The sequence below is a fragment of the Collimonas fungivorans genome (assembly GCF_028292705.1).
In the GTDB taxonomy this organism is placed as follows: Bacteria; Pseudomonadota; Gammaproteobacteria; order Burkholderiales; family Burkholderiaceae_D; genus Collimonas; species Collimonas fungivorans_B.
This window is the reverse complement of the sequence record NZ_JAQGLV010000171.1, coordinates 1-19151: the sequence shown is the minus strand read 5'-3', so window position 1 is coordinate 19151 and position 19151 is coordinate 1. Positions and strand designations below refer to the sequence as shown.

The window sequence follows — 19151 nt, the reverse complement described above, 5'->3', positions numbered from 1 at the left end:
CTTGCCACTTGAGACAAAAAAAAGTGCCATTCTTTTTTTAAATTTCCATATTTGTTTATTGATCCCAAAACAGGCGCAATCTGCTGCATCTTGGCCTCGATATTGCTTCATTCTCAGAATGATTGTGTCTCTCGCAATCCATGTGGAGCATTTTCGTAAAGATGCGTGAACCGGCGCCGTGCGGAGGTCCAATAAAATATCGGGTAACAATCGGACTTTGCTGGTTAGAATCGCTGGGTGCAAAAAGGGAAATGTTCAAATAATTAAATGTTTAGTGACGATTGTGTTGTTTTGTCCCTGTCGTCTTGTTGACGATCGACGCAGATTGGTCATACATTTTGGTCTTGGATTGAGTAGAGGAAAAACGCAATCACCTTTGCGATGTTTTCCTTTTGCCTGGAAATGCGGCGGCGGACATAGACCGGCCGCTTTCATGCAACTGCCAGCATCTTTGATTTTGTCTTGGCTTTGAAAGAAGCACATTGTTAGGAGAGCCGCTCATGCCCAAGGTGGAGGCCACGCCGATGCAGTCGTTGTACATTGACCATCACAACTGGCTGGTAGGCTGGTTGCGCAGGCGCCTCGGCAATATCGACCACGCTGCGGATATCGCGCAAGACACCTTTGTACGGGTCTTGCTGAAGCCGGCAATCGAGGTGATCGAAGAGCCGCGCGCCTACCTGACGGTCATCGCCAAAGGGCTGGTGGCCAATGCCTACCGGCGCGAAGCGCTGGAGCGTGCCTACCTGGAAACGCTGGCGCTGCTGCCCGAAGCGCAGGCGCCGTCGCTGGAATATCGCGCCATCCTGCTGGAGACCCTGTTCGAAGTCGACGCCATGCTGGACCGCCTGCCGCCCAAGGCGCGCAGCACTTTCCTGCTGTCGCAGCTGGAAGGCCTGACTTACGCCGAGATCGCGGAGCAGCTGAATATTTCGGTCAGGACCGTGAAGCGCCATATGGTGCTGGGTTTTGAGCAGTGCCTGACGTTTTCCTTGCCATGACAGAGACATCGATCAATCCGGCGATCATTCGCGAAGCCGCCACCTGGCTGATGAAACTGCATGGCGATGACGCTACCGAAGCCGACCAGCAAGCCTGGCAGCACTGGCGTTCGCGCAGCCCCGAACACCAGCGCGCGTGGCAATGCGCGCAACGGCTCACCGACTCGTTCAGCGACATCCCGCCCGAACTGGGCATGCCGGTGCTCGATCGCCCGGTTGTCTATCCGCAGCAGCGCCGGGCGGCGCTCAAGGCCCTGGCCCTGCTGCTGAGCACGGCGCCGGTAGCCTGGCTGGCCGCCAAGCTGCCGTGGGAAGACTGGACCGCCGAATACCAGACCGCAACCGGCGAGCGCAGCACGATTGCGCTGGCGGACGGCACCCAGCTGATCCTGAATACCGCCAGTTCGGTCGACGTCAAATTCGACGGCCGCCAGCGCCTGGTCCAGCTTTACACCGGCGAAGTGCTGGTGACCACGGCGGCCGACAAGATGCTGCCGGCGCGCCCGTTCAGGGTGCAGACGCGGCATGGTCTGCTGCGTGCGCTCGGCACCCGCTTCGACGTCCGGCAAGAGGGCATGCGCAGCCATGTGGCGGTGTTCGAGGGAGCGGTCGAGCTGACGCCGCTGAAAGCAGCAGCCGTCGTGGTGCAAGCCGGCCAGCAGTGCAGCTTTACTGCGAACCAGGCCGGACCGGTGCTGGCGGCCGACGACGCCCAGGCGCTATGGTCGCAAGGCGTGCTGTTTGCCGACAAGATGCGCTTGGCCGATTTTGTCCAGGAACTCTCTCGTTATCGCCACGGCCGGCTCAGCTGCGATCCGGCGGTGGCGGAGCAGCGCGTCTCGGGCGCCTTCCAGCTGAAGGACACCGACCAGGCGCTGGCCCTGCTCAGCAAGGTGCTGCCGGTGCGGATAGAGAGAGTCACCCAGTACTGGGTCACTGTAAGGGCTGCCTAGGGTGCACGTACAAGAGTTTCAGCTGGATCCGGCTGTTGGCCGGACGCAGGTCTAGTCAACCGAGAAAGCAATTTGCATGGTTCTACAAAATTCTCGGCGGCGGATTTCCGGAACGACCTTGCCGTTATCGACGGCAATCCGCATGCACGTTGCGTGCTGCTTCCTGGTTTCCGCAGGATCGATCGCTCCCCAGCAAGCGTGGGCGCAAGCGGGGCAGCCGGCAAAAGACTATTCGATCGCCGGCGGTAAGCTGAACCAGGCATTGGCGGTGTTTGCGGTCAAGGCCGGCATTTCGCTTGCCTACGATGCGGCCCTGGTGCAAGACAAATACAGCCCGGGACTGGCCGGACGTTATCCAGTCGCTGAAGCCCTGGCTCGCCTGCTGAACGGCACCGGACTCGAAGCCGCGGCCAAGGCGGAGGGCGGATACCTGCTGCGGGCAGCAACGCCGGCGCCGCCCGCCGCTTCCGCCACGACCGCCGCTGCAGTGGCCGAGAGAGCACGCGCAAGAGAGGATACGGTCCTGATGGCAATGACGGTCACCGGAACCACGGAGGTGCCTGAGCCGGCGCAAGGATTTGCCGCCGCCAGCAGCAACAGCGCTACGCGCGGCGATACGCCGCTGTCCGAGATTGCGCAATCGGTGCAGGTGGTGACCAAGGATGTCATGGCCAGCCAGCAGGCGCAGTCGCTGCTGGATGCCTTGCATGACGTCAGCGGCGTGAATATCTACAACCGCGGCGTCGACTCGGCCATCTATATCCGCGGGTTTGCCGCACCGTCCCGCATCAACGGACTGGAGCAGGGGCCTTCTCCCATCGACAACGCCAGCTCGCCGCTGCATACGCCGCTGGCAGCTATCGAGCGGATCGACGTGCTCAAGGGCGCCGATTCGATCATCGCCAACGGCCAGATGCAGCCGGGCGGCCTGGCCAATATCATCACCAAGCGGCCGCAAGCCGAAGCGGTGCGCGAGCTGACGCTGGAAGCCGGCAGCTACGGCCATCAGCGGATGACGCTCGATCTCGCCGGCGCGTTGTCGGAGGACCAGGCATGGACCCACAGGCTGATCCTGTCCGGCAACCGCGACCCGAACGCAACCGGCCGTTATGACAGCGCGCGCGAGGTGTATGTTGCGCCGTCGCTTGGTTATAGTCACGGCGATACCACTGCGGTGGTCGGACTGAGTTACCAGCGCAACCAGCATGCAAGCGGCGGTTTCGGCCCCTTGGGTGCGGTTGACGACGGCACCCGCAGCACCAGCGTCGGCGCCAGCTACGACTGGCAGCAGAAACTGGGCAGCGGCTGGAGCTGGCAGAGCAAGGGCAACTACATGAAGACCCAGGTCTCCTTCGAGTCTTACTATTGCGCGCAAAGCAAGGCTGACGGCAGCGGTGCGGCAATGCGCGGCTGCCAGCCGCAGGCGGGAGAGGCGACATCGTATGGCTGGAATGTCGAGAATAGCGTGCGAGGCATTTTTTTTACCGGACCCGTAAAACATGTGGTGCTGGCCGGCGTAGCGTTTCACCATAGTTGGCGTGCGGCGCCGCAGATCGAAATCGGCGATTCTGTCATGGCCTCCTTGTCGGCAGACAGCCTGCCGGAAGTTTCCCAGTCCAGCCTGGCTCCGTGGCCGGGCTCGTCCTCGCAGAGCTACAACTCCAGCAACTGGTTCTTGCAAGACCAGCTGAGCTGGCGGAGCTGGCATTTGCTGGCCAATCTCGGTTATACCAAGGCCTGGTCCCACAGCATCGATGCGCAGACCGGCGACGACACTGCGCTGCATCCGCGCAGCAAGCCGGTCTACAACATCGGCCTGGCATATCAGCTGACCGACAGCATGATGGTGTACGTTAACCAGCAAAAGAGTTTTGTGCTGCAGGCGCAGGCTTCAGGACCCGGTCCCAACGGCGGCCCGGCGGGAATCTATAATTTTCCGTCGACCGAAGGCAAATCGATCGAGGCCGGATTGAAGCTCAACCTGTTCGACGAGCGGCTGCTGCTCACCGCGTCAGTGTTCCGCGCGACCCATTCCAAAGTCTTGTATGGCGAAGTCGACGATGCCGGCGTCACCAGGTTGCTGGGATCGCTGCCGCCCACTGTCAGCTATGGCACGGAGCTGGATGTAGCAGGGAGCCCGGTGCCGGGCTGGAATCTGATTGCATCTTATAGCTACACCGGATTCAAGGCCGGGCAGCCGTCCGATTTTTCTTTTGCGGTGGATCGCGTGGCGCGCCACCAGGCCAGTTTCTGGAGCTCCTACGATCTGCAGAGCCCCGGCTGGCGAGGCTGGGGCTACGGCCTGGGAATGAGCAGCCGCGGCGGTTACCGCAACATCAACGACGCCTACATGGGAGGCCAGTTCAGCACCGACGCCAACCTGCGCTACAAATCCAGGTCATGGTCGCTCACGCTCGGCATGCGGAACATCTTCGACCGCAAGCTGTACGGCAGCTTCGCCAGCATTCCGGAAGGCAGCGGCTTTGAACAGGGGCGCACCATCGTGCTGACCGGCCGCTACAATTTTTGATCTCCAGAAGTCCTGGCCTTTTTTCTTGTTTCGCGGGGCAATCAAGTAAGGGTGCTTTAGCGATGAACAAACAAGAGAATACATGGCATGACCTCCCAACATGCACGACATGCGGCTATCAAGGTGTGGGCTTTGCTGCTGGCGGCGAGCGTGCTGCCGGCGCCGGCGTTGAACACCGGCTTTGAAGCAGGGCGCAGCTACGCTATCGCAGCCGGGCCCTTGAGCCAGAAGCTGGCGCTGTTTGCCGCCACTGCAGGCATTTCGATTGTCTATGCGCCAGAGTCGGTGCGGAACAAATGCAGTCCGGGCCTGGAAGGAAATTTCCCGCTGACCGAAGCATTTGCCAGATTATTGCAGGGCACCGGCCTGGAAAGCGTGGAGAAAGCGGAGCGGGGATACCTGTTGCGCGGGATAGAGCCAGCACCTGCGTCGGTCTCGCCATACATCTATGAAACACCGGCCGCTGCGATCCGGCCGCCTGAGTAGGCGCTGATGAATTTCGCCGGGGATTGATAGTCAGTGCATCAATCCCCGGCACGGTTTGCCGCCGCTTAGTGCGACTTCTCTTGTGCAGGCATGATCGTCAGGTCTTCGCCTTGCGGTGTGCGCATGGCCTTGCCTGAAGCTTTCTTCACAGGCTTGGCGTTACCTACGGTGACGGGGATCGATACCGCCCGTGTGCGTTCGCCGACCGTGACGAATACGTTCAGGTCGTATACGCCGTCGGCCGTTGCCCGCACGTTCGGCGTATCGGTCACGATCCCTTGCTGGTTGCTGATCAGCGTGGCGGTACCGAGAGTGACAAGCGACAAACCGTCATTGCTGCGGTATTCCACTTGCAGCGTGGTGTTGGGCTGGTCGGTTTTGAATTGCAGCTGCACCGGCAGCGTGACGTTCTTGCTGGTGGCGCCGCCGGATATCAGTTCAACGCTGACCGGCGCCCCGATTTTACCGTCGGGCTGCTGGCTTTTCGCGGTCGCCTTGCCAGGAGCAACAGGCTGAAGCGGTTTGGCGACAGTGCTTTGCGCATGGCAGGCAAGGGTTGCAAGAATCAGCATGCCGTTGCCCAGGATGTTTTTGATGTTCATGATTGTTCTCCCTTTCATTTGACTTGGGTGAGCAGGAGCTTAAAGCATCCTGGAGCATCGCCGACGGTGGTCAGTGTGGCGACGTAGTCATTTTGCACCGGCAAATCGTAGTTCGCATAATAAGTGCCGGGATGATTCGGGTCTTCGCTGAGCTGATTTTTGACAGTATCGCCAGCCAGTTCCGTTCCCTTGCTATAAAGCTGGAAGTAAGGCGCCAGGCCTTGGTCGGGGACGATACGCAGCCGATATTTGCCTTTTTCCGCAACGCCGAAACGCAGATAGCGATATACGCCGAGTTTATTGTAATTGTTGCCCGCGTCGTATGCAGTCGTGTTGCACGCCGTGCTTTCCTTGCCGACTGTTTGGGCCGTGGTCTGCAAACCGACATCAAGAAGCGTGTAGACCGGCAGCACAAAATCCTTGTTGGCAGCAATGATGGACGCCGGAAGGCTCGCCTGTTTGGACCCGAACATGTCTAGATTGTCCTTGTTTATCGTATTGACCTCGGTCAGCAGGCTATCCAGCGTGGCTTGGCCGGTCGCATTGATTTTCCCGCGCAGCGAAGCTGCGAATGAAAACAGGCTGGTGAAAGCCGGCGATGTCTTCTGCGCTGCCATGGCTTGGTAAATGGGGCTGAAGCCGATGTCCGGCGACTGGTGCAGGCGATACAGCACAGACTGTACCGCTGTTTCGCTAAACCAGGCTTTCGGGTCGTCCGCCGGAATATCGTCGACCTTGAAAACTACCGCACGTTTGCCTTGGCTCTTTCCATTAGTGTCGACGTACATCGGATCATTGCGCGCCATGCTGGAAAACGAATTCCCCCAGCCTTCGCTGAACGCCAGGCGCATGTCGAGCAAGTCGCCCTGTCCATGGCTGCCGCCAGTGCTGTCGTCGCGCGAGAAGCTGGCCTGGAAATAATGTCCCCATTCATGGGCAATCACGCCGGCGTCGTATTCGTCGGTATCGACGTCTGCCTGGCCGAGTATATGCAAGCCTCTGGAATTGGATTTACCGCTCTCGCTGCCGAAATAAGTGCCATCCGTGTCGCCCGGGCTCCAGAAAACGTTAAGAGGCGGGAACGCGAGATTTTTATCGGCTTCCAGTACTTTATGGCTGGCGTTGTAGACCGTGTCGAGAATTGCGAACGGTCCGGCCGAGCGGGATGTCGCATAGGTCGATTTCGTGGCATCCCATCCGGAAGCAGCGTTCAGGTCATGGATGCTGGCTTGCTTGCCGCTGTTGAAGGAGGCGCTTTCCATGGCGAACAGAGAGGCGCCGTTGGTCGATACGCCGTAGCCTGCCGACGAGTGATCGCGAACCGCGAAATTCCAGCTTGGTCCTGCGCTGCCTGTGCGCAGCATCTGCGCTTTTGCCCGCACGCGGACGGCGGTATTGAGCGGCGCCTGGAACGCATAGCCGCCCTGGGCGTCGGTTTCCGCCGACAGCAATACCTTGCCCGTCTTGTCGTCGATCAGTTCGACCACGACATTGCGGGCTGGTTTTTGTACCGTTTTTGCATAGTCGAGCTTGGCTTGCCAACGCCCTTGCTGGTCCTTGCTGGCGACCGCGGGCACAAAGTCATAGGTGATCTTGCCGGAGACGGCGGCGGTAGTCGCCGAACTCTGGGCCGGCGGCTTGACCGCATCCACGTTCTGGTTTCGTTTTGCCAGGGCATCGGCGCTGGTATTGCTGCCGTCGCCGCAGCCGGCGACAAGAAATAAGGCGGCAAGCGTGGCGGCTGCCAGGCTGCCTTTCAGTTCAATGTGTTCTGTCATGTCTATCCTTGATAGTGAAAAGAAGCATTCATTTCAACTCCCGACATTGCGCCGCCGGTATCAAAGACGTGTCTTGCCGACCCTGGCAATTCCGTGTTTCCGCACATATGCATGACTCCTTATTGATAGTTTAGAAGTGAGCAATCAGTCGCCGCGAAATTTCTCTTGTGGAGGATGGTCCCGGCAGGCCTTGTTAACCTGCCCCGCGAGATAAAAAAAGGGGCCAGGCCTGCTCAGGTTTTTTTGTGAGGCCGCAGCGTGGCCCTTTTTTTATTCTGGACGGGCATCTCTAGTGGGGACGTTAGGACGCTGGAATACACGTGAGGGGATAGAGCGTATGAAATACAAGCTGTTGCTGGCCATTTTAGGATTGCTGGGCATGGAGGCGGGCGTACACCATGCCTATGCGATGGACATGCATGTGCATGGGAACCAGGTGTTCCTGTCGGGCGACGTGGTGTTTTCGGATGGCTACGTGCTGGCGGACTACCTGGCCCGGCTGCGTGCCCAGGGGCGGGTCATCGATACGCTGGTGATGCGCAATTCGAACGGCGGCTCGGTGGCGGGCGGGTATGACATTGGCGACCTGGCGCGGCGCCAAGGCCTGAAGACAGTCGTTTCCGGCTACTGCATTTCGGCCTGCACCATGATGTTTGCCGGCGGCGCAGTGCGCGCCTTTTCGAACCTCGATCAGCCTAATCCCGGCGATATCAGCACCGGCCATTTCCTTGGCATCCACGGCATGACCGCCGGCGATGGCAAAAGCTATGCGGATTCCAGCCGGCCCACGCCGTTCTACCAGTACTTCCTGCAAGCGATTGCCAACGGCAACCTCGCCGGCACCGACGCCCAGCTGCTGGACGATGCTTTCAGCGACCATGGCAGCGCGTATGCCCGGCTGTTCGATCCGGCCGCCGGCAACAATCCGTCCGTATTCTGGTGCCATCCGGATTGCGCCAACCCGAAACAATACAAGGCCTATCCAAAGGACGATGTCTACAATACGGGATTTATCACCCAGCGCGCGCCCGAAACGACCACCGATGCGGTAACGTTGACCGGCCAGACGCTGACCGGCAATATCAATCCGAACTACGCCAACAAGTATGATCCCGCCGCCAAAAAGATGGATACGGCACTGGTCGGATGGCTGGTGAACTGGAATCTTCTGGGAGCCTATCTGCCCAAGGGGTCCGCTCCCGTCCTGTCAAACGTGCCGTACCTGATCGACCTGGTTGATCAAGAGCGGAGCGTATATAACGCGATGAGTCCGGCCGACCGGGTCAAGGCGCTCACCCAGGGCCTGAATGCGGTCTACAACGACCCCAGCCAATATGATCCCGATGAAGCCAAGAGCCAGCGCGCCGACCCGAATTCGGACTACAACAAGGCAATCCGGGCCTTCGTAAAATATAGCGCGACGCCGCTGATCGATACGTCGGGCATATCGACCGGCGATTCTTTTGGTTTCATGACCTTGGTGAACTCCCAATGGACCCTGCCCAAGGGAATACATACCGCGATGGATGCGCTGGTAATGCAGGACAGCGCCCTGCATCTGCGAGGCGGCATCCTCGACATTCCGGTCAACACATTTTCCGGGCGCAGCGCCCTTGAAGGTGAAGGCCAGCTTGGCGAGTCCCAGCTGTGGGCGCGCATGAATTTCATGGACTATGCAATCTTGCATCCGACCGGCAAGGGGGTTGACTGGACCGGCAATCCTCGCTTGAACGACCATGCGGCGCTGTCCTTCGATATCGCCCTGGGCCAGGCCGGGCAGCCGGCCTTGTTGCGGTTTGGTCTTTACGACGGCGGCAGCTATACCTCCACCAGCGGGTTGAGCATCCGTTCCAAAACGGCGCAACTTGCCTTGCACATCACCCCGGGTTTTTATCAGGCAGCGCAATCGTACGCTCTGGTCGGTTATTCTTCCGGCTTCGCTTCACAGCTGCAACAGGCGATAAAGAAAGGCCAGGCTCCCGCCGATGTGAGCATCGTGATTAACCGCTTCGCCCACCTGGTCCGCGCCGATGCGCAAGGCCAGCCTGTCGCCGGCTACGATGTCAACCCTGCCACAGACGCCTTTCATCCTTTCGATGATTCCGTGATCAGTTTCCACGTATCCCAGAAGAGTGACAGCATTTCACTCAGCGCCGACGAAGCGTTTCTCGGCAAGTCCGCGTTCTGCAACCGCGCAGGCTGCGGCCTGGGCAGCGCCCTCAGCTCTGCTTCTCAGCAGGGCGGCTCGGCGCTGGCGCCGCTGCTGGGCGCACTGCAGTTTTCCACCAACGCCCAGGCGGCGCAGGCCCGGCAACAGATCGAAGGCGCAGGTTATGCCGCCCAGCGGACTGCCTCGCTGTACCTGATCAACGACTTCAGCGCGGCCCTGACCCAGCACTTGCGTTCCACCGACCGCGCTGCCGAACGGCAGGGTACGGCTGCCATTGCAGCAGCGATGCCGCTCAATTCGGGCGGACCGGGCCATGCCGTCGACGCCTCCGGCATGCTCAGCTACCTGGTAGGCAGCGACGACCCAGCTGCGAAACCGGATGCCCCCGCGAGCGACACCAATCTTTGGGGTCGCGTTTTCAGCCACTACGGACACCTGAGCGGACAGGACCAGATGTCGGCCTGGCGGCAAGACAGCTCAGGACTGGTGCTGGGCCTTGACAGGCGCGCCGGCGAGCGCCTGACCTGGGGCGGCTCGCTGGGTTACGGCACGCTGTCGGTGAACGGCGTCGGCAACGGCTACCGCGGGCAAACCAACGCCATCGACGGCCGCCTTTACCTGCGCTACGCAACCGAGCGCCATTACCTGGACGCCTCGGCCGGAGCGACGCATCTGTCGAGCACCGCCACGCGCTCGGTTGACTTGAGCATGTCGCAGCTGCCTTTTTCCGCACAAGCCCAGGCGCGCAATACCGGCAACGCCTTGTCGCTGCATGTGGAGCATGGCTGGACCATACAAGACCAGCGAGGATGGGTGTGGCAGCCGATCCTGCCAGCCATTGACGTGGTTCACCTGCCGGGCGTCGATTTCCGCGACCAGGCCACGGATCCGGCCATCGCACTGTCGGTGCATGCCGACCAGGTGACCGACACCCGGATCGGCGCCGGGCTGCAGTTAGCCAAGACCTTCACCCTGGCTTCGAAAGAATCGGCCAACCCCACCAGCTGGACCCCGCATGCCCGGCTCCTGGTGCAGCGTGCGTTCGGCAACCGCGAGGGATATTTTACGAATCACTTCACCAACGCTTCCGAGGCCGGGACATTCGAAGTGCGCGGACCGAGCGTCGGCCCCAACCATCTTCAGTTCAACCTGGGAGTAGTGGCCAGCCACGCCGGGGCCTGGGCTTTCCTGGTCGACTATACCGGCGACATTGCAGCGCACGGCCAGGACCAGGGGCTTGCCGTGGGAGCGCGGTACAGCTGGTAGACATGCATGCAAAAGGAAAGATTTGATGACAGCCAGGGCACGGCTCCGCGCAAGCGGTGAGTGCCCGCAGGATCAGTCGGCGAGTGCCTGCACATGAAAAACCCCGACAACCGGCAGCAATCCAGCCTTACGGCGTCTCCCTTGTTGCGTGGCCGGTGCTACCTTGCGTTGCGGCAAGCCGCATCGGATAAGCGTTCATGAATCTTCGGGCCACAATGTGGCCCTTTTTTTATTTTGGACGGGCATCTCTAGTGGAAGCATTCTAACGGCCGGCGCGGAACATCTTTTTTTGCTTGCCCCTGCATCCGGAAAACATTCTCAGGTCGACTGCACAGTTAGCATGGAAATTCCATTCAAGCTCCGCATCATCCAGAGCGCCGTGCTGGCCGGCGCCGCGGAGCAGGCTTGAGCCGGACGGCAGTGAAGGATTTGTCTGAAGTCGTTTTTGGGAAAGGAGACCAACAATGAGCACATATTCACAGCGGCCGGACCGGCTGGTGCTGGTGACCCAGGCCGCCGCAAACGCCACCGGCAGGCGGTTCTGTGCGCACCACCAAGGCGAGGTGCCCGCCGCCGACGGCGATTTCGTCGAGTGCAACAAGACCCGGCGCTGGATCTGCTATCGCTGCCAGGAAAACCGCCGGCTGCAGCGCGAAGCCGCGGCAAAGCGGGATAAATAGGACCAGCGCGAGGCCATCTTCATTATGAAACTGCGAAATGCCCAATGGGAAAAGCTGGAGCCGCTGATGACGGGGAAGGCAGGGGACAGCGGCGCCAAGGCGCACAACAATCGCCTGTTTATCGATGCCGTCCTGTGGATTGCGGCCGGGCACCGCCTCTGGCACGATTTGCCGCTGCGATTCGGCAAGTGGAACACCACCTACATGCGTTTTTTGCGCTGGAATAAAAATGCGGTCTGGCGTCGCCTGGCGGCGGAGATGCATGATGACCAGGAGTTGCGCATGATGCTTGAACATATCGCTGCTTTTGGCGACGAATGGTGCAAGAGAATCGAGCAGAGATCCCACAGGACAGACAGCCAGGCAAGCTATGACGCCGCCATGAAGCAGCTCGGCGGTCTCAGGTCGGCGCTGGCGGCAGAGGACGATTCCACTTTGCATTGGCTGCGGCTGGTGGATGAATGACATTCCGAGCCACAAAAACATGTATTGAAGCAGCAGCAACGCTACAATGAGCCACAAAAAGAATCCCTTGCCACGACTCATAAAACAGGTAGCCATTTCATCGCCATGAACCAGTCTCTTGAGTCAAGGTATGCCGGCCGGGCGATCGGCGCCATGTTCTTCAGCTTCTTCGGCGGCGCCTGGCTCTGCTTGTGGATTTACCTGGCATTCGATGGCCGTCCAGCTTTTCTTGCCATGACAGTATCGGCAACTGCGGTTCTTGCTGCGTTCGCCTATCGTCGTTATCGCCGCTACAGGCTGGCCCGCGCAGCAGAGGCAAGCTCGCCTTCAAGACGCAAAGCTGGCCGCATTTTTAATATCGTCAACGCTGCGCAATGGATAGCGATATTTGTGGTTGCGCGCCTCTTGATGCATTTTGGGCTGTCCAGCTGGTTCATTCCTTCAGTCATTTTCATCCTCGGTTTGCATTTCCTGCCACTGGCCCATGTTTTTGGGTGGCGCCCACACTATGTCACCGGTGCCGCGCTCATGCTGGTTGCCGTGATCTATCCGTTGCTGGCGCCGGCCGGCCCGGCAAGTCCAATCGGATGTCTTGGCACGGGCCTCATTTTATGGAGCAGTGCGCTTTGGGCTTTGGGGACGCATTCCATCAACGGCCAGGTTTGAGGTCACAGGTAACCATTCTCAAAGCCGGGCGACATTGCGGCAGAGTGAAGCAGGTTGACGACGTGATAGATGCCGAAGATAGGCAGTCCGGTGGCGGCTTGCACTGCCGCCGCGTACGGCTGCAGATTGGTGCATTCAAACAGGAACGCGCCCAGGTCAGGCGCTTCGGCCTGCATGGCCATGCATGTTTCCTCCACTTCGCGCCTGACCTGGTCGACATCAAGCGCATGGTCAGGGTCGGTGCTTGTGCCCAGGATGGTTCCGAAAGACGGGCGCGATTCCATTCCTTTGATAATCAGGCGCCAGCCGGGGTCGATGCCGGCGGCGCGCAGGTGGCCGGCCGACAGGCTGTGCGCATCGGCAGTGACCACGCCGATGGTGCGCCTGGGGCCGAGCATGCGCCTCAACAGCGGGACGAGGAACAGGCTTGAGGTAATGACCGGCACGCTGACCGCCTCGGCAATTTCATCCTGGACTACGGTCAGGAAACCGCAGGTGGTGGTGATGGCGCGCACGCCGTCGTGCTCGAGCTCCTTGGCGGCTTCGATGAATGCCGGCAGCAGCGCGCGCGCCCGGTCGGGCGCAGCAACAATCTGCTCCGGTTTTGCTCCCGCCACGACCTTGTAGCGCACCGGGAAGTCGAATGTGGTGGCGTTGCCGATATCGCCGGGGATGCGCGGAAATTTCGTATCCAGCACAAGAATGCCGACACTCTCCCCGTATATGGCGCGTCCGCCGCGAACAATCATGTTTTCTCCCGAGTTTGATGCAAGTTTAAGCCGAATCCGCGGCAACTGAAAATCCGGTGTTTCTAAAACCGTTCTACCGAGTAGGGCGCCGGATCGACAACAGGCGGCCGGCCGGATATCAGGTCGGCCACCAGCCGTCCGGAAACCGGCGCCGACGCCAGGCCGACATGGCCGTGCCCGAAAGCGTGGATCACGTCCTGGCAGCCGGACGCCGGTCCCAGCACCGGCCGGCCATCGGTGGTGGACGGCCGGTGTCCCATCCAGCGCTGGACGGCGGCGGTCCCGATCGACGCCGCCAGCGCCGGATAGGTCGCCGCCGCGTGGCGCAGGAGGGTGTCGGCGCGGCTCCAGTCCGGTTCCGCCTGCAACCTGGTCAGCTCTACCTGGCCGGCAATGCGCAGGCCGGCCAGCGTCGAGGTATTGCCGGTCTTGGCGTCCGCCGGCATCACCGGCAAGGCCAGCTTGAACGGCGGATTTTCTATGACGACGTGATAGCCGCGTTCGCTTTCCATGATGACCTTGTCGCCCGCCGACCTGGCCAGCGCCTTGGAATGGATGCCGGCGGCAATCACGGCGCGTTCGCAGGGGAGTTCGCCGCGGCCGGTAAGCACGGCGCGCAAGCGGCCAGCGTGCAGGTCGAACCCGGTCGCCCTGGCTTGATGCAGGGAAGATCCCTGGCCCAGCGCATGGCGCACCAGCGCTGCCACATAGGCGCCCGGGTCGGCGCAGTTGGCGCCTTGCTCCAGCAGGATGGCGAACTGATACCTGTGGTCCAGTTGAGGAACCAGTTCGCGTATTGCCTGTGCGTCCAGTTCCTTCCAGCTCACCGCATTGTCGCGCCGCAAGCGCCAGCCAAGCGCTTCCGCTTCGAAGGCGGCGCGATCGGGATAGACATACAGCAGTCCGCGGCTGACTATCAGGTCGGGCACACCGGCTTCCTGCGCCAGCGCCCGATGCCGCGCCGGTGCATCGCGCAGCAGGGCGGATAGCGCACGGGCGGTGGCTTCGACCCGGGCAACGCTGGCGCCGGCCCAGATGAACCTGACCAGCCATGGCAGCAGCGACGGCAGGGCGCTCCAGCGGATGGTCAAAGGACTGTTTTTATCGAACAGATATCCCGGCAATTTTTTCCACAGGCCAGGCATGGACATCGGCACCACCGAAGCCGGGCTCAGCCATGCCGCGTTGCCGTAGCTGGCGGCCTGCGTGCCGCCCGGCTCGCCTGGATCGACCAAGGTGACGTGGTGGCCGTCGCGCAGCAATTCGATGGCGCAGGCGGCGCCGATAATGCCGGCGCCGATGACCACCACGCGCAAGGGGGTGGGCAGCCCGGCGGGCCGGTTGTCGATCGGATTCAAGCTGTTTCCTTCAAAAGAGACGCCACGCTCAGTGGCCGCTGTTCTTGAAGCGCGACAGGAAACTGCGCGTGGCTTCCTGCACCGGATTGTCGATGACGATGGCCGGCGGCCCGGATTCGACCACAACGCCGTCGCGCATGAAAATGACCTGGTCGGCTACCTCTTTGGCAAACGCGATTTCATGCGTCACCAGGATCATGGTCATGCCTTCCGCCGCCAGCGAGCGGATGACGTTCAGCACTTCGCCCACCAGTTCCGGATCCAGCGCGGAAGTGGCTTCGTCGAACAGCATGACGTCGGGTTTCATGGCCAGGGCTCTCGCAATCGCCACCCGCTGCTTTTGTCCTCCCGACAGCATGCTTGGATAGGCGTCTGCGCGGTCGCTCAGTCCAACCCGCTGCAGCAAGGCATCGGCTGTGGCGCGTGCTTCCTGTTTCGGTATCTTCAGCACCGTGACCATGCCTTCCATGACGTTCTGCCGTACCGTCATGTGCGGGAACAGGTTGAAGTGCTGGAACACCATGCCAGTCTTGGAACGGAATTTCGCCAGGTCGCGGGCTTTCGGCAGCGTGGTCTGCTTGCCGTCAAATATGATCGACTGGCCGCCGACATTGACCACGCCGGCGTCCGGGATCGTGAGCAGGTTGATGCAGCGTAGCAGGGTCGACTTGCCGGAACCCGAAGGCCCGATCATCGCCACTACCGAGCCTTTGCCGATCTGCAGGGAAATATCTTTCAGGACGGTGTTATCGCCAAAACATTTTTTAAGGTTGCTGATCGAAATCATTGTGTTGTCCATGGTCAGGCTCCCCGTCCGTCGGACACTTTGACTTCGAGCCGCTTGGCCAGGATGGTCGCCGGCAGCAAGATCGCGAAATACAGGATGGCGATCAGCGAATAGATCTCCAGCGGGCGGTAGGTGTCGTGGGCAATGATCTGCCCCTGGTAGAGCAGGTCGGGCACCGCCAGCACCGACAGCAGCGAAGTATTCTTCAGCTGCATGATGGACTGGCTGACCAGCGGCGGCGTCATGCGCTTGAACGCTTGCGGCAGCACCACGCGCCGCATCAGCTGGAACTGGGTCATGCCCAGCGCCATGCCGGCTTCCGATTGTCCGGGATCGATGGAAATCACGCCGCCGCGGATGATTTCAGAATAGAAGGCGCCGCCGTACAGGGTCAGCGACAGCACTGCCGCCATGCCCGGCGTCAGTTCGATGCCGGTCAAGATCGGCAGCGCATAATAAAACCAGATCAGCTGTACCAGCACCGGCGTGCATCTGAACAATTCGACATAAGCCCGGAATGGTCCGGATATATATACCTTCGGCGACAGCCGGCACAGTCCGGTGATCAGTCCAACCAGCAGCCCCAGTATGACGACGATGACGGTGTAGCCTACCGTGTAGCCAAAACCTGTGAAAATGATGTTCCTGTACTGCCAAAGCGTATGAAAATCCCACTGATACATGCCTGCCTCACAGCTTAAAAGTGAACCTGGGGTGGAAATGCTGTCGGAGGTACGCCGACCAGCGTTTGCATATTGGAAATGATGGTGCTTTTCACTTTGCCTGAAGTCCTGGCTTCTTCCAGCCAGGCATTCACCGACTTGGTGAAGGTCTGGTCGGACTGCTTGCGGATGCCGACATTGGTGGGGTTGGTTTCATCGGGAGACGGGAACACGATATGGCCGACGTTCGGCAGCTTGGTCAGCAGGGCGGTTGAAAGGAGGATGACCAGCACCTGGCAGTCGACGCGGCCGGATTGCAGCGCCATGGTGGCGGCGGCCGAGGTTTCGAAGCGCAATACGCTCGCCTTCGGCAATATCCTGGTGACCAGCTGGTCGTGGCTCGAGCCGACGTCCACTGCGACCTTGACGCTGGGCGAGTTGAGCTGTTCCCAGCGTTCGAAATTGAAACCCTTCCTGGCGACCACCGTGTTGTAGTTCTGGAAAATGGGCGCGGAAAAATCGACCACTTCGCGCCGCGCCGGCGAGGGCGCCATGCCGAGCTGGCAATCGATCTTGTTGGTCTGCACGTCGAGCACAGCATTGCCCCAGGTGGTTTCCACCCATTCAACTTCGACTTTCAGGTATTTCGCCAGGTCACGCCCCAGGTCCACCATGAAACCCTTCCATTCGCCGCTTGCCAGGTCCTTGGTGAAATACGGCGAGGCGCCGTTGATGGCCCCCATGCGCAGCTTGCCGGTGCGCTTGATCCTGGCGGCGGTCGATTCCGGTTCCTGGGAAAATACCGGGCCGGCTGCGGCCAGCGAGCCAACAGCAATGGCCTGGGCGATGAAGTTGCGTCGATTGATATGCATGTCTGCCTTCTTGAATGAGGGGTGGCTGGAAAAGGTATAGTTGAAAATACCCGCTTTGAAGTTGAAAGTCATCCGAAAATGCGCCCGCTGCCCCTCATTCCTAAGCAAGATCAAGGCCTGTGGCAAGGCGCATGAGGCTCTGGCCGAGGCGCCAGGCCGGCCTGCCTTCTTATCTTTGTTTTAGTCATGTACTAAGATAATTTGAAAAAGGTCCTTGACTCAAATTTTAGTGTGACTATAATTTCCGACGCCTGATCGCCGCAGTCGCAACTGCAATGGACGCTAGGTGCTGAAGCTGAATATTAAAAAGTTACTGTTGAATTAACGCCTGGCGTTGTTCGATGTGGAAGCAATAAACAAGTAACAAATAAGTACCAAATAAGTATTAAATACAACAAGGTACGGGCCGGAGACAGAAACAATGGAAATGCCACAGCTGGGGAGCTCGATCCGCGCGCGGCGTCATGCTATCAAGAAGACGCTGGTGCAAGTCGCGGCCGAAACCGGATTGACCGCGGGCTTCATTTCGCAGCTTGAGCGCAGCCAGACCAGTCCTTCGATCACCTCGCTGGTGGTGATCGCCAAGGCGCTGGGCGTGACGATTGGCGACCTGATCAAACAACCGGCGCAATTGCGACCCGATACCTACCGCAGCCAGCGGCAGCCGTACTCGGTGGCCAGCGGCCGCGTCAAATACGAACGACTCTCGACGGTATTCCCCGGCAGCCAGGTGCATTCGGTGAAATTCACCATGCCGGCCGGCTACAAATCGGAAATGGTCTCGCACGAGGGCGATGAAATGATCTTCGTGCTGAGCGGGCAAGTCGGCTACACGGTGGGTAAAGACAACTATGTGCTCAATGTCGGCGACAGCCTGCATTTCGACGCCAACATCCCGCACAGCATCGAATCGCTGCCGCACGAGAACCAGGTGGCCGAAGTGATCTGGGTCGGCACCGTGGCGTTGTTCGACGGTCCGCAGTCGCCTGCGTGCCAGGAGCAGGAACAGTTATTACGCGGCACCGAATTTTTTTGAGACGCAGGGCAGGTCCGTGGCATGGTTTTTGCAATTGTAGTTTTGCAATTGTAGAAAACATATATATTGCCCCGGCTGCAGGCACCCGACACAAGGCTGACCAAGACGTCGGCAATGACAGCGGAATGGAGTGACGATGCACCAAGAACCAACCAGGCAGATGTGCCATGCGGCCCAGGCGCGAGGCCGCCATGTTTAAGCCGGCCGTCTACGCCCGGCGCCGGCAGCAGCTGAAACAGCGCTTTTCTTCCGGCCTGCTGCTATTGCCGGGCAATACCGATGTCTCCATGAACTACCTGCATAACCATTACTGGTTTCGCCAGGATTCATCGTTTTCCTATTTCTTCGGCTTGAACCAGCCTGACCTGGCGGCGCTGATCGATATCGAGGCCGGCAGCGAGATCCTGTTCGGCGACGATCCAAGCCTGGACGACGTGATCTGGGTCGGGCCGCAAAGCTCGTTTGCGCAGCGCGCCGAGGCCGCGGGCATCCGCGCGGTGCAGCCGTACAAACAGCTGGCCGAAGTGCTGGCAGAGGCGCGCCGCCAGGGCCGCACGATCCACTACCTGCCGCCTTACCGCGGCGAAACCATACTCGAACTGGCCAGCCTGCTCGATTGCACGCCTGAACAATGCAAGGCCGGCGCTTCCGAAAGCCTGATGGCCGCCGTGATCGCTTTGCGCGAAATCAAGGGCGACGAGGAAATCGCGGAAATAGAAAACGCCCTGAGCGTGACGCGCGACATGCATGTCGCCGCCATGCGGCAAGCCAAGGCGGATACTTATGAATACCAGGTGGTGGCGGCGATGGAAGGCATCATGCGCAGCCATGACCTGCAAAACGCTTATCCGATGATTTTTTCCCGCAGCGGCGAGATCCTGCATAACCGCGACCACAAGAATCGCTTGCAGGCGGGCGACCTGGTGGTGAACGACTCCGGTGCATCCAGCGTCCTGGGCTACGCCAGCGACATCACCCGCACCTTTCCGGTCGGCGGCCGTTTCAGCGAACGCCAGCGCGGCTTGTACGAAATCGTGCTGGCCGCGCAGCAGCTCGCCATCAGCGCCATGCGGCCGGGCGTCTCTTATCT

Annotated in this window: 17 protein-coding genes; 10 read left to right on the top strand and 7 right to left on the bottom strand. The window is 60.2% G+C overall.

The window, feature by feature from the left end:
• Positions 1–500: 500 nt before the first annotated feature.
• The 4 genes from JWQ61_RS09540 (at position 501) to JWQ61_RS09525 (ending at position 4970) form a co-directional block, all read left to right on the top strand.
• Positions 501–1001, top strand: a complete 501-nt coding sequence (locus tag JWQ61_RS09540; protein ID WP_120235396.1) for a sigma-70 family RNA polymerase sigma factor — start codon at positions 501–503, stop codon at positions 999–1001.
• A complete protein-coding gene (locus JWQ61_RS09535; RefSeq protein ID WP_304360320.1) occupies positions 998–1954 on the top strand; it encodes a FecR domain-containing protein in 957 nt (318 codons plus the stop codon). The genes JWQ61_RS09540 and JWQ61_RS09535 overlap by 4 nt, the downstream gene beginning before the upstream one ends.
• A gap of 142 nt (positions 1955–2096) precedes the next feature.
• The gene (locus tag JWQ61_RS09530; RefSeq protein WP_304360319.1) at positions 2097–4484 is read left to right on the top strand and encodes a TonB-dependent receptor; all 2388 of its coding nucleotides are present in this window, start codon (positions 2097–2099) and stop codon (positions 4482–4484) included.
• Positions 4485–4571: 87 nt separating this feature from the next.
• Positions 4572–4970, top strand: coding sequence for an STN domain-containing protein (locus JWQ61_RS09525; RefSeq protein WP_304360318.1), 399 nt, complete (start codon positions 4572–4574; stop codon positions 4968–4970).
• A 65-nt stretch (positions 4971–5035) separates the two neighbouring features.
• Here JWQ61_RS09525 and JWQ61_RS09520 read toward each other — a convergent pair whose 3' ends face one another.
• Together JWQ61_RS09520 and JWQ61_RS09515 are read right to left on the bottom strand one after the other, a co-directional pair.
• A complete protein-coding gene (locus JWQ61_RS09520; RefSeq protein WP_304360317.1) occupies positions 5036–5572 on the bottom strand; it encodes a hypothetical protein in 537 nt (178 codons plus the stop codon).
• Between the two features lie 14 nt (positions 5573–5586).
• Positions 5587–7350: a hypothetical protein gene (locus tag JWQ61_RS09515; RefSeq protein ID WP_304360316.1), complete on the bottom strand. Its 1764-nt coding sequence runs from the start codon at positions 7348–7350 to the stop codon at positions 5587–5589.
• A gap of 337 nt (positions 7351–7687) precedes the next feature.
• Here JWQ61_RS09515 and JWQ61_RS09510 point away from each other — a divergent pair, with 337 nt between their 5' ends.
• The 4 genes from JWQ61_RS09510 to JWQ61_RS09495 all read left to right on the top strand — a co-directional run bounded on the left by JWQ61_RS09510 (position 7688) and on the right by JWQ61_RS09495 (position 12597).
• On the top strand, positions 7688–10786 hold the full coding sequence (locus JWQ61_RS09510; RefSeq protein WP_304360315.1) for an autotransporter domain-containing protein: 3099 nt from the start codon (positions 7688–7690) through the stop codon (positions 10784–10786).
• Between the two features lie 464 nt (positions 10787–11250).
• Positions 11251–11466, top strand: coding sequence for a hypothetical protein (locus tag JWQ61_RS09505; protein ID WP_304360314.1), 216 nt, complete (start codon positions 11251–11253; stop codon positions 11464–11466).
• 24 nt (positions 11467–11490) lie between these two features.
• Positions 11491–11931: a transposase gene (locus JWQ61_RS09500; RefSeq protein ID WP_304360313.1), complete on the top strand. Its 441-nt coding sequence runs from the start codon at positions 11491–11493 to the stop codon at positions 11929–11931.
• Positions 11932–11955: 24 nt separating this feature from the next.
• The gene (locus tag JWQ61_RS09495; RefSeq protein WP_304360312.1) at positions 11956–12597 is read left to right on the top strand and encodes a hypothetical protein; all 642 of its coding nucleotides are present in this window, start codon (positions 11956–11958) and stop codon (positions 12595–12597) included.
• Between the two features lie 2 nt (positions 12598–12599).
• On the opposite strand, the gene JWQ61_RS09490 is transcribed toward JWQ61_RS09495, so the two are convergent.
• The 5 genes from JWQ61_RS09490 to JWQ61_RS09470 form a co-directional block, all read right to left on the bottom strand.
• The gene (locus JWQ61_RS09490) at positions 12600–13346 is read right to left on the bottom strand and encodes an aspartate/glutamate racemase family protein (protein WP_304360311.1); all 747 of its coding nucleotides are present in this window, start codon (positions 13344–13346) and stop codon (positions 12600–12602) included.
• A 62-nt stretch (positions 13347–13408) separates the two neighbouring features.
• Entirely contained in the window at positions 13409–14704 is a 1296-nt protein-coding gene (locus tag JWQ61_RS09485) for an FAD-binding oxidoreductase (RefSeq protein ID WP_304360310.1), read from the bottom strand.
• A 28-nt stretch (positions 14705–14732) separates the two neighbouring features.
• Positions 14733–15503: an amino acid ABC transporter ATP-binding protein gene (locus tag JWQ61_RS09480; protein ID WP_304360309.1), complete on the bottom strand. Its 771-nt coding sequence runs from the start codon at positions 15501–15503 to the stop codon at positions 14733–14735.
• Between the two features lie 2 nt (positions 15504–15505).
• Positions 15506–16174, bottom strand: coding sequence for an amino acid ABC transporter permease (locus JWQ61_RS09475; RefSeq protein WP_061540715.1), 669 nt, complete (start codon positions 16172–16174; stop codon positions 15506–15508).
• Between the two features lie 14 nt (positions 16175–16188).
• Positions 16189–17025, bottom strand: coding sequence for a transporter substrate-binding domain-containing protein (locus JWQ61_RS09470; protein WP_304360308.1), 837 nt, complete (start codon positions 17023–17025; stop codon positions 16189–16191).
• 421 nt (positions 17026–17446) lie between these two features.
• Between JWQ61_RS09470 and JWQ61_RS09465 the strand changes: the two genes are divergently transcribed.
• Together JWQ61_RS09465 and JWQ61_RS09460 are read left to right on the top strand one after the other, a co-directional pair.
• Positions 17447–18061, top strand: coding sequence for a helix-turn-helix domain-containing protein (locus tag JWQ61_RS09465; protein WP_304360307.1), 615 nt, complete (start codon positions 17447–17449; stop codon positions 18059–18061).
• Between the two features lie 191 nt (positions 18062–18252).
• On the top strand, positions 18253–19151 hold an 899-nt coding region (locus tag JWQ61_RS09460), incomplete at its 3' end, for an aminopeptidase P family protein (RefSeq protein WP_304360306.1).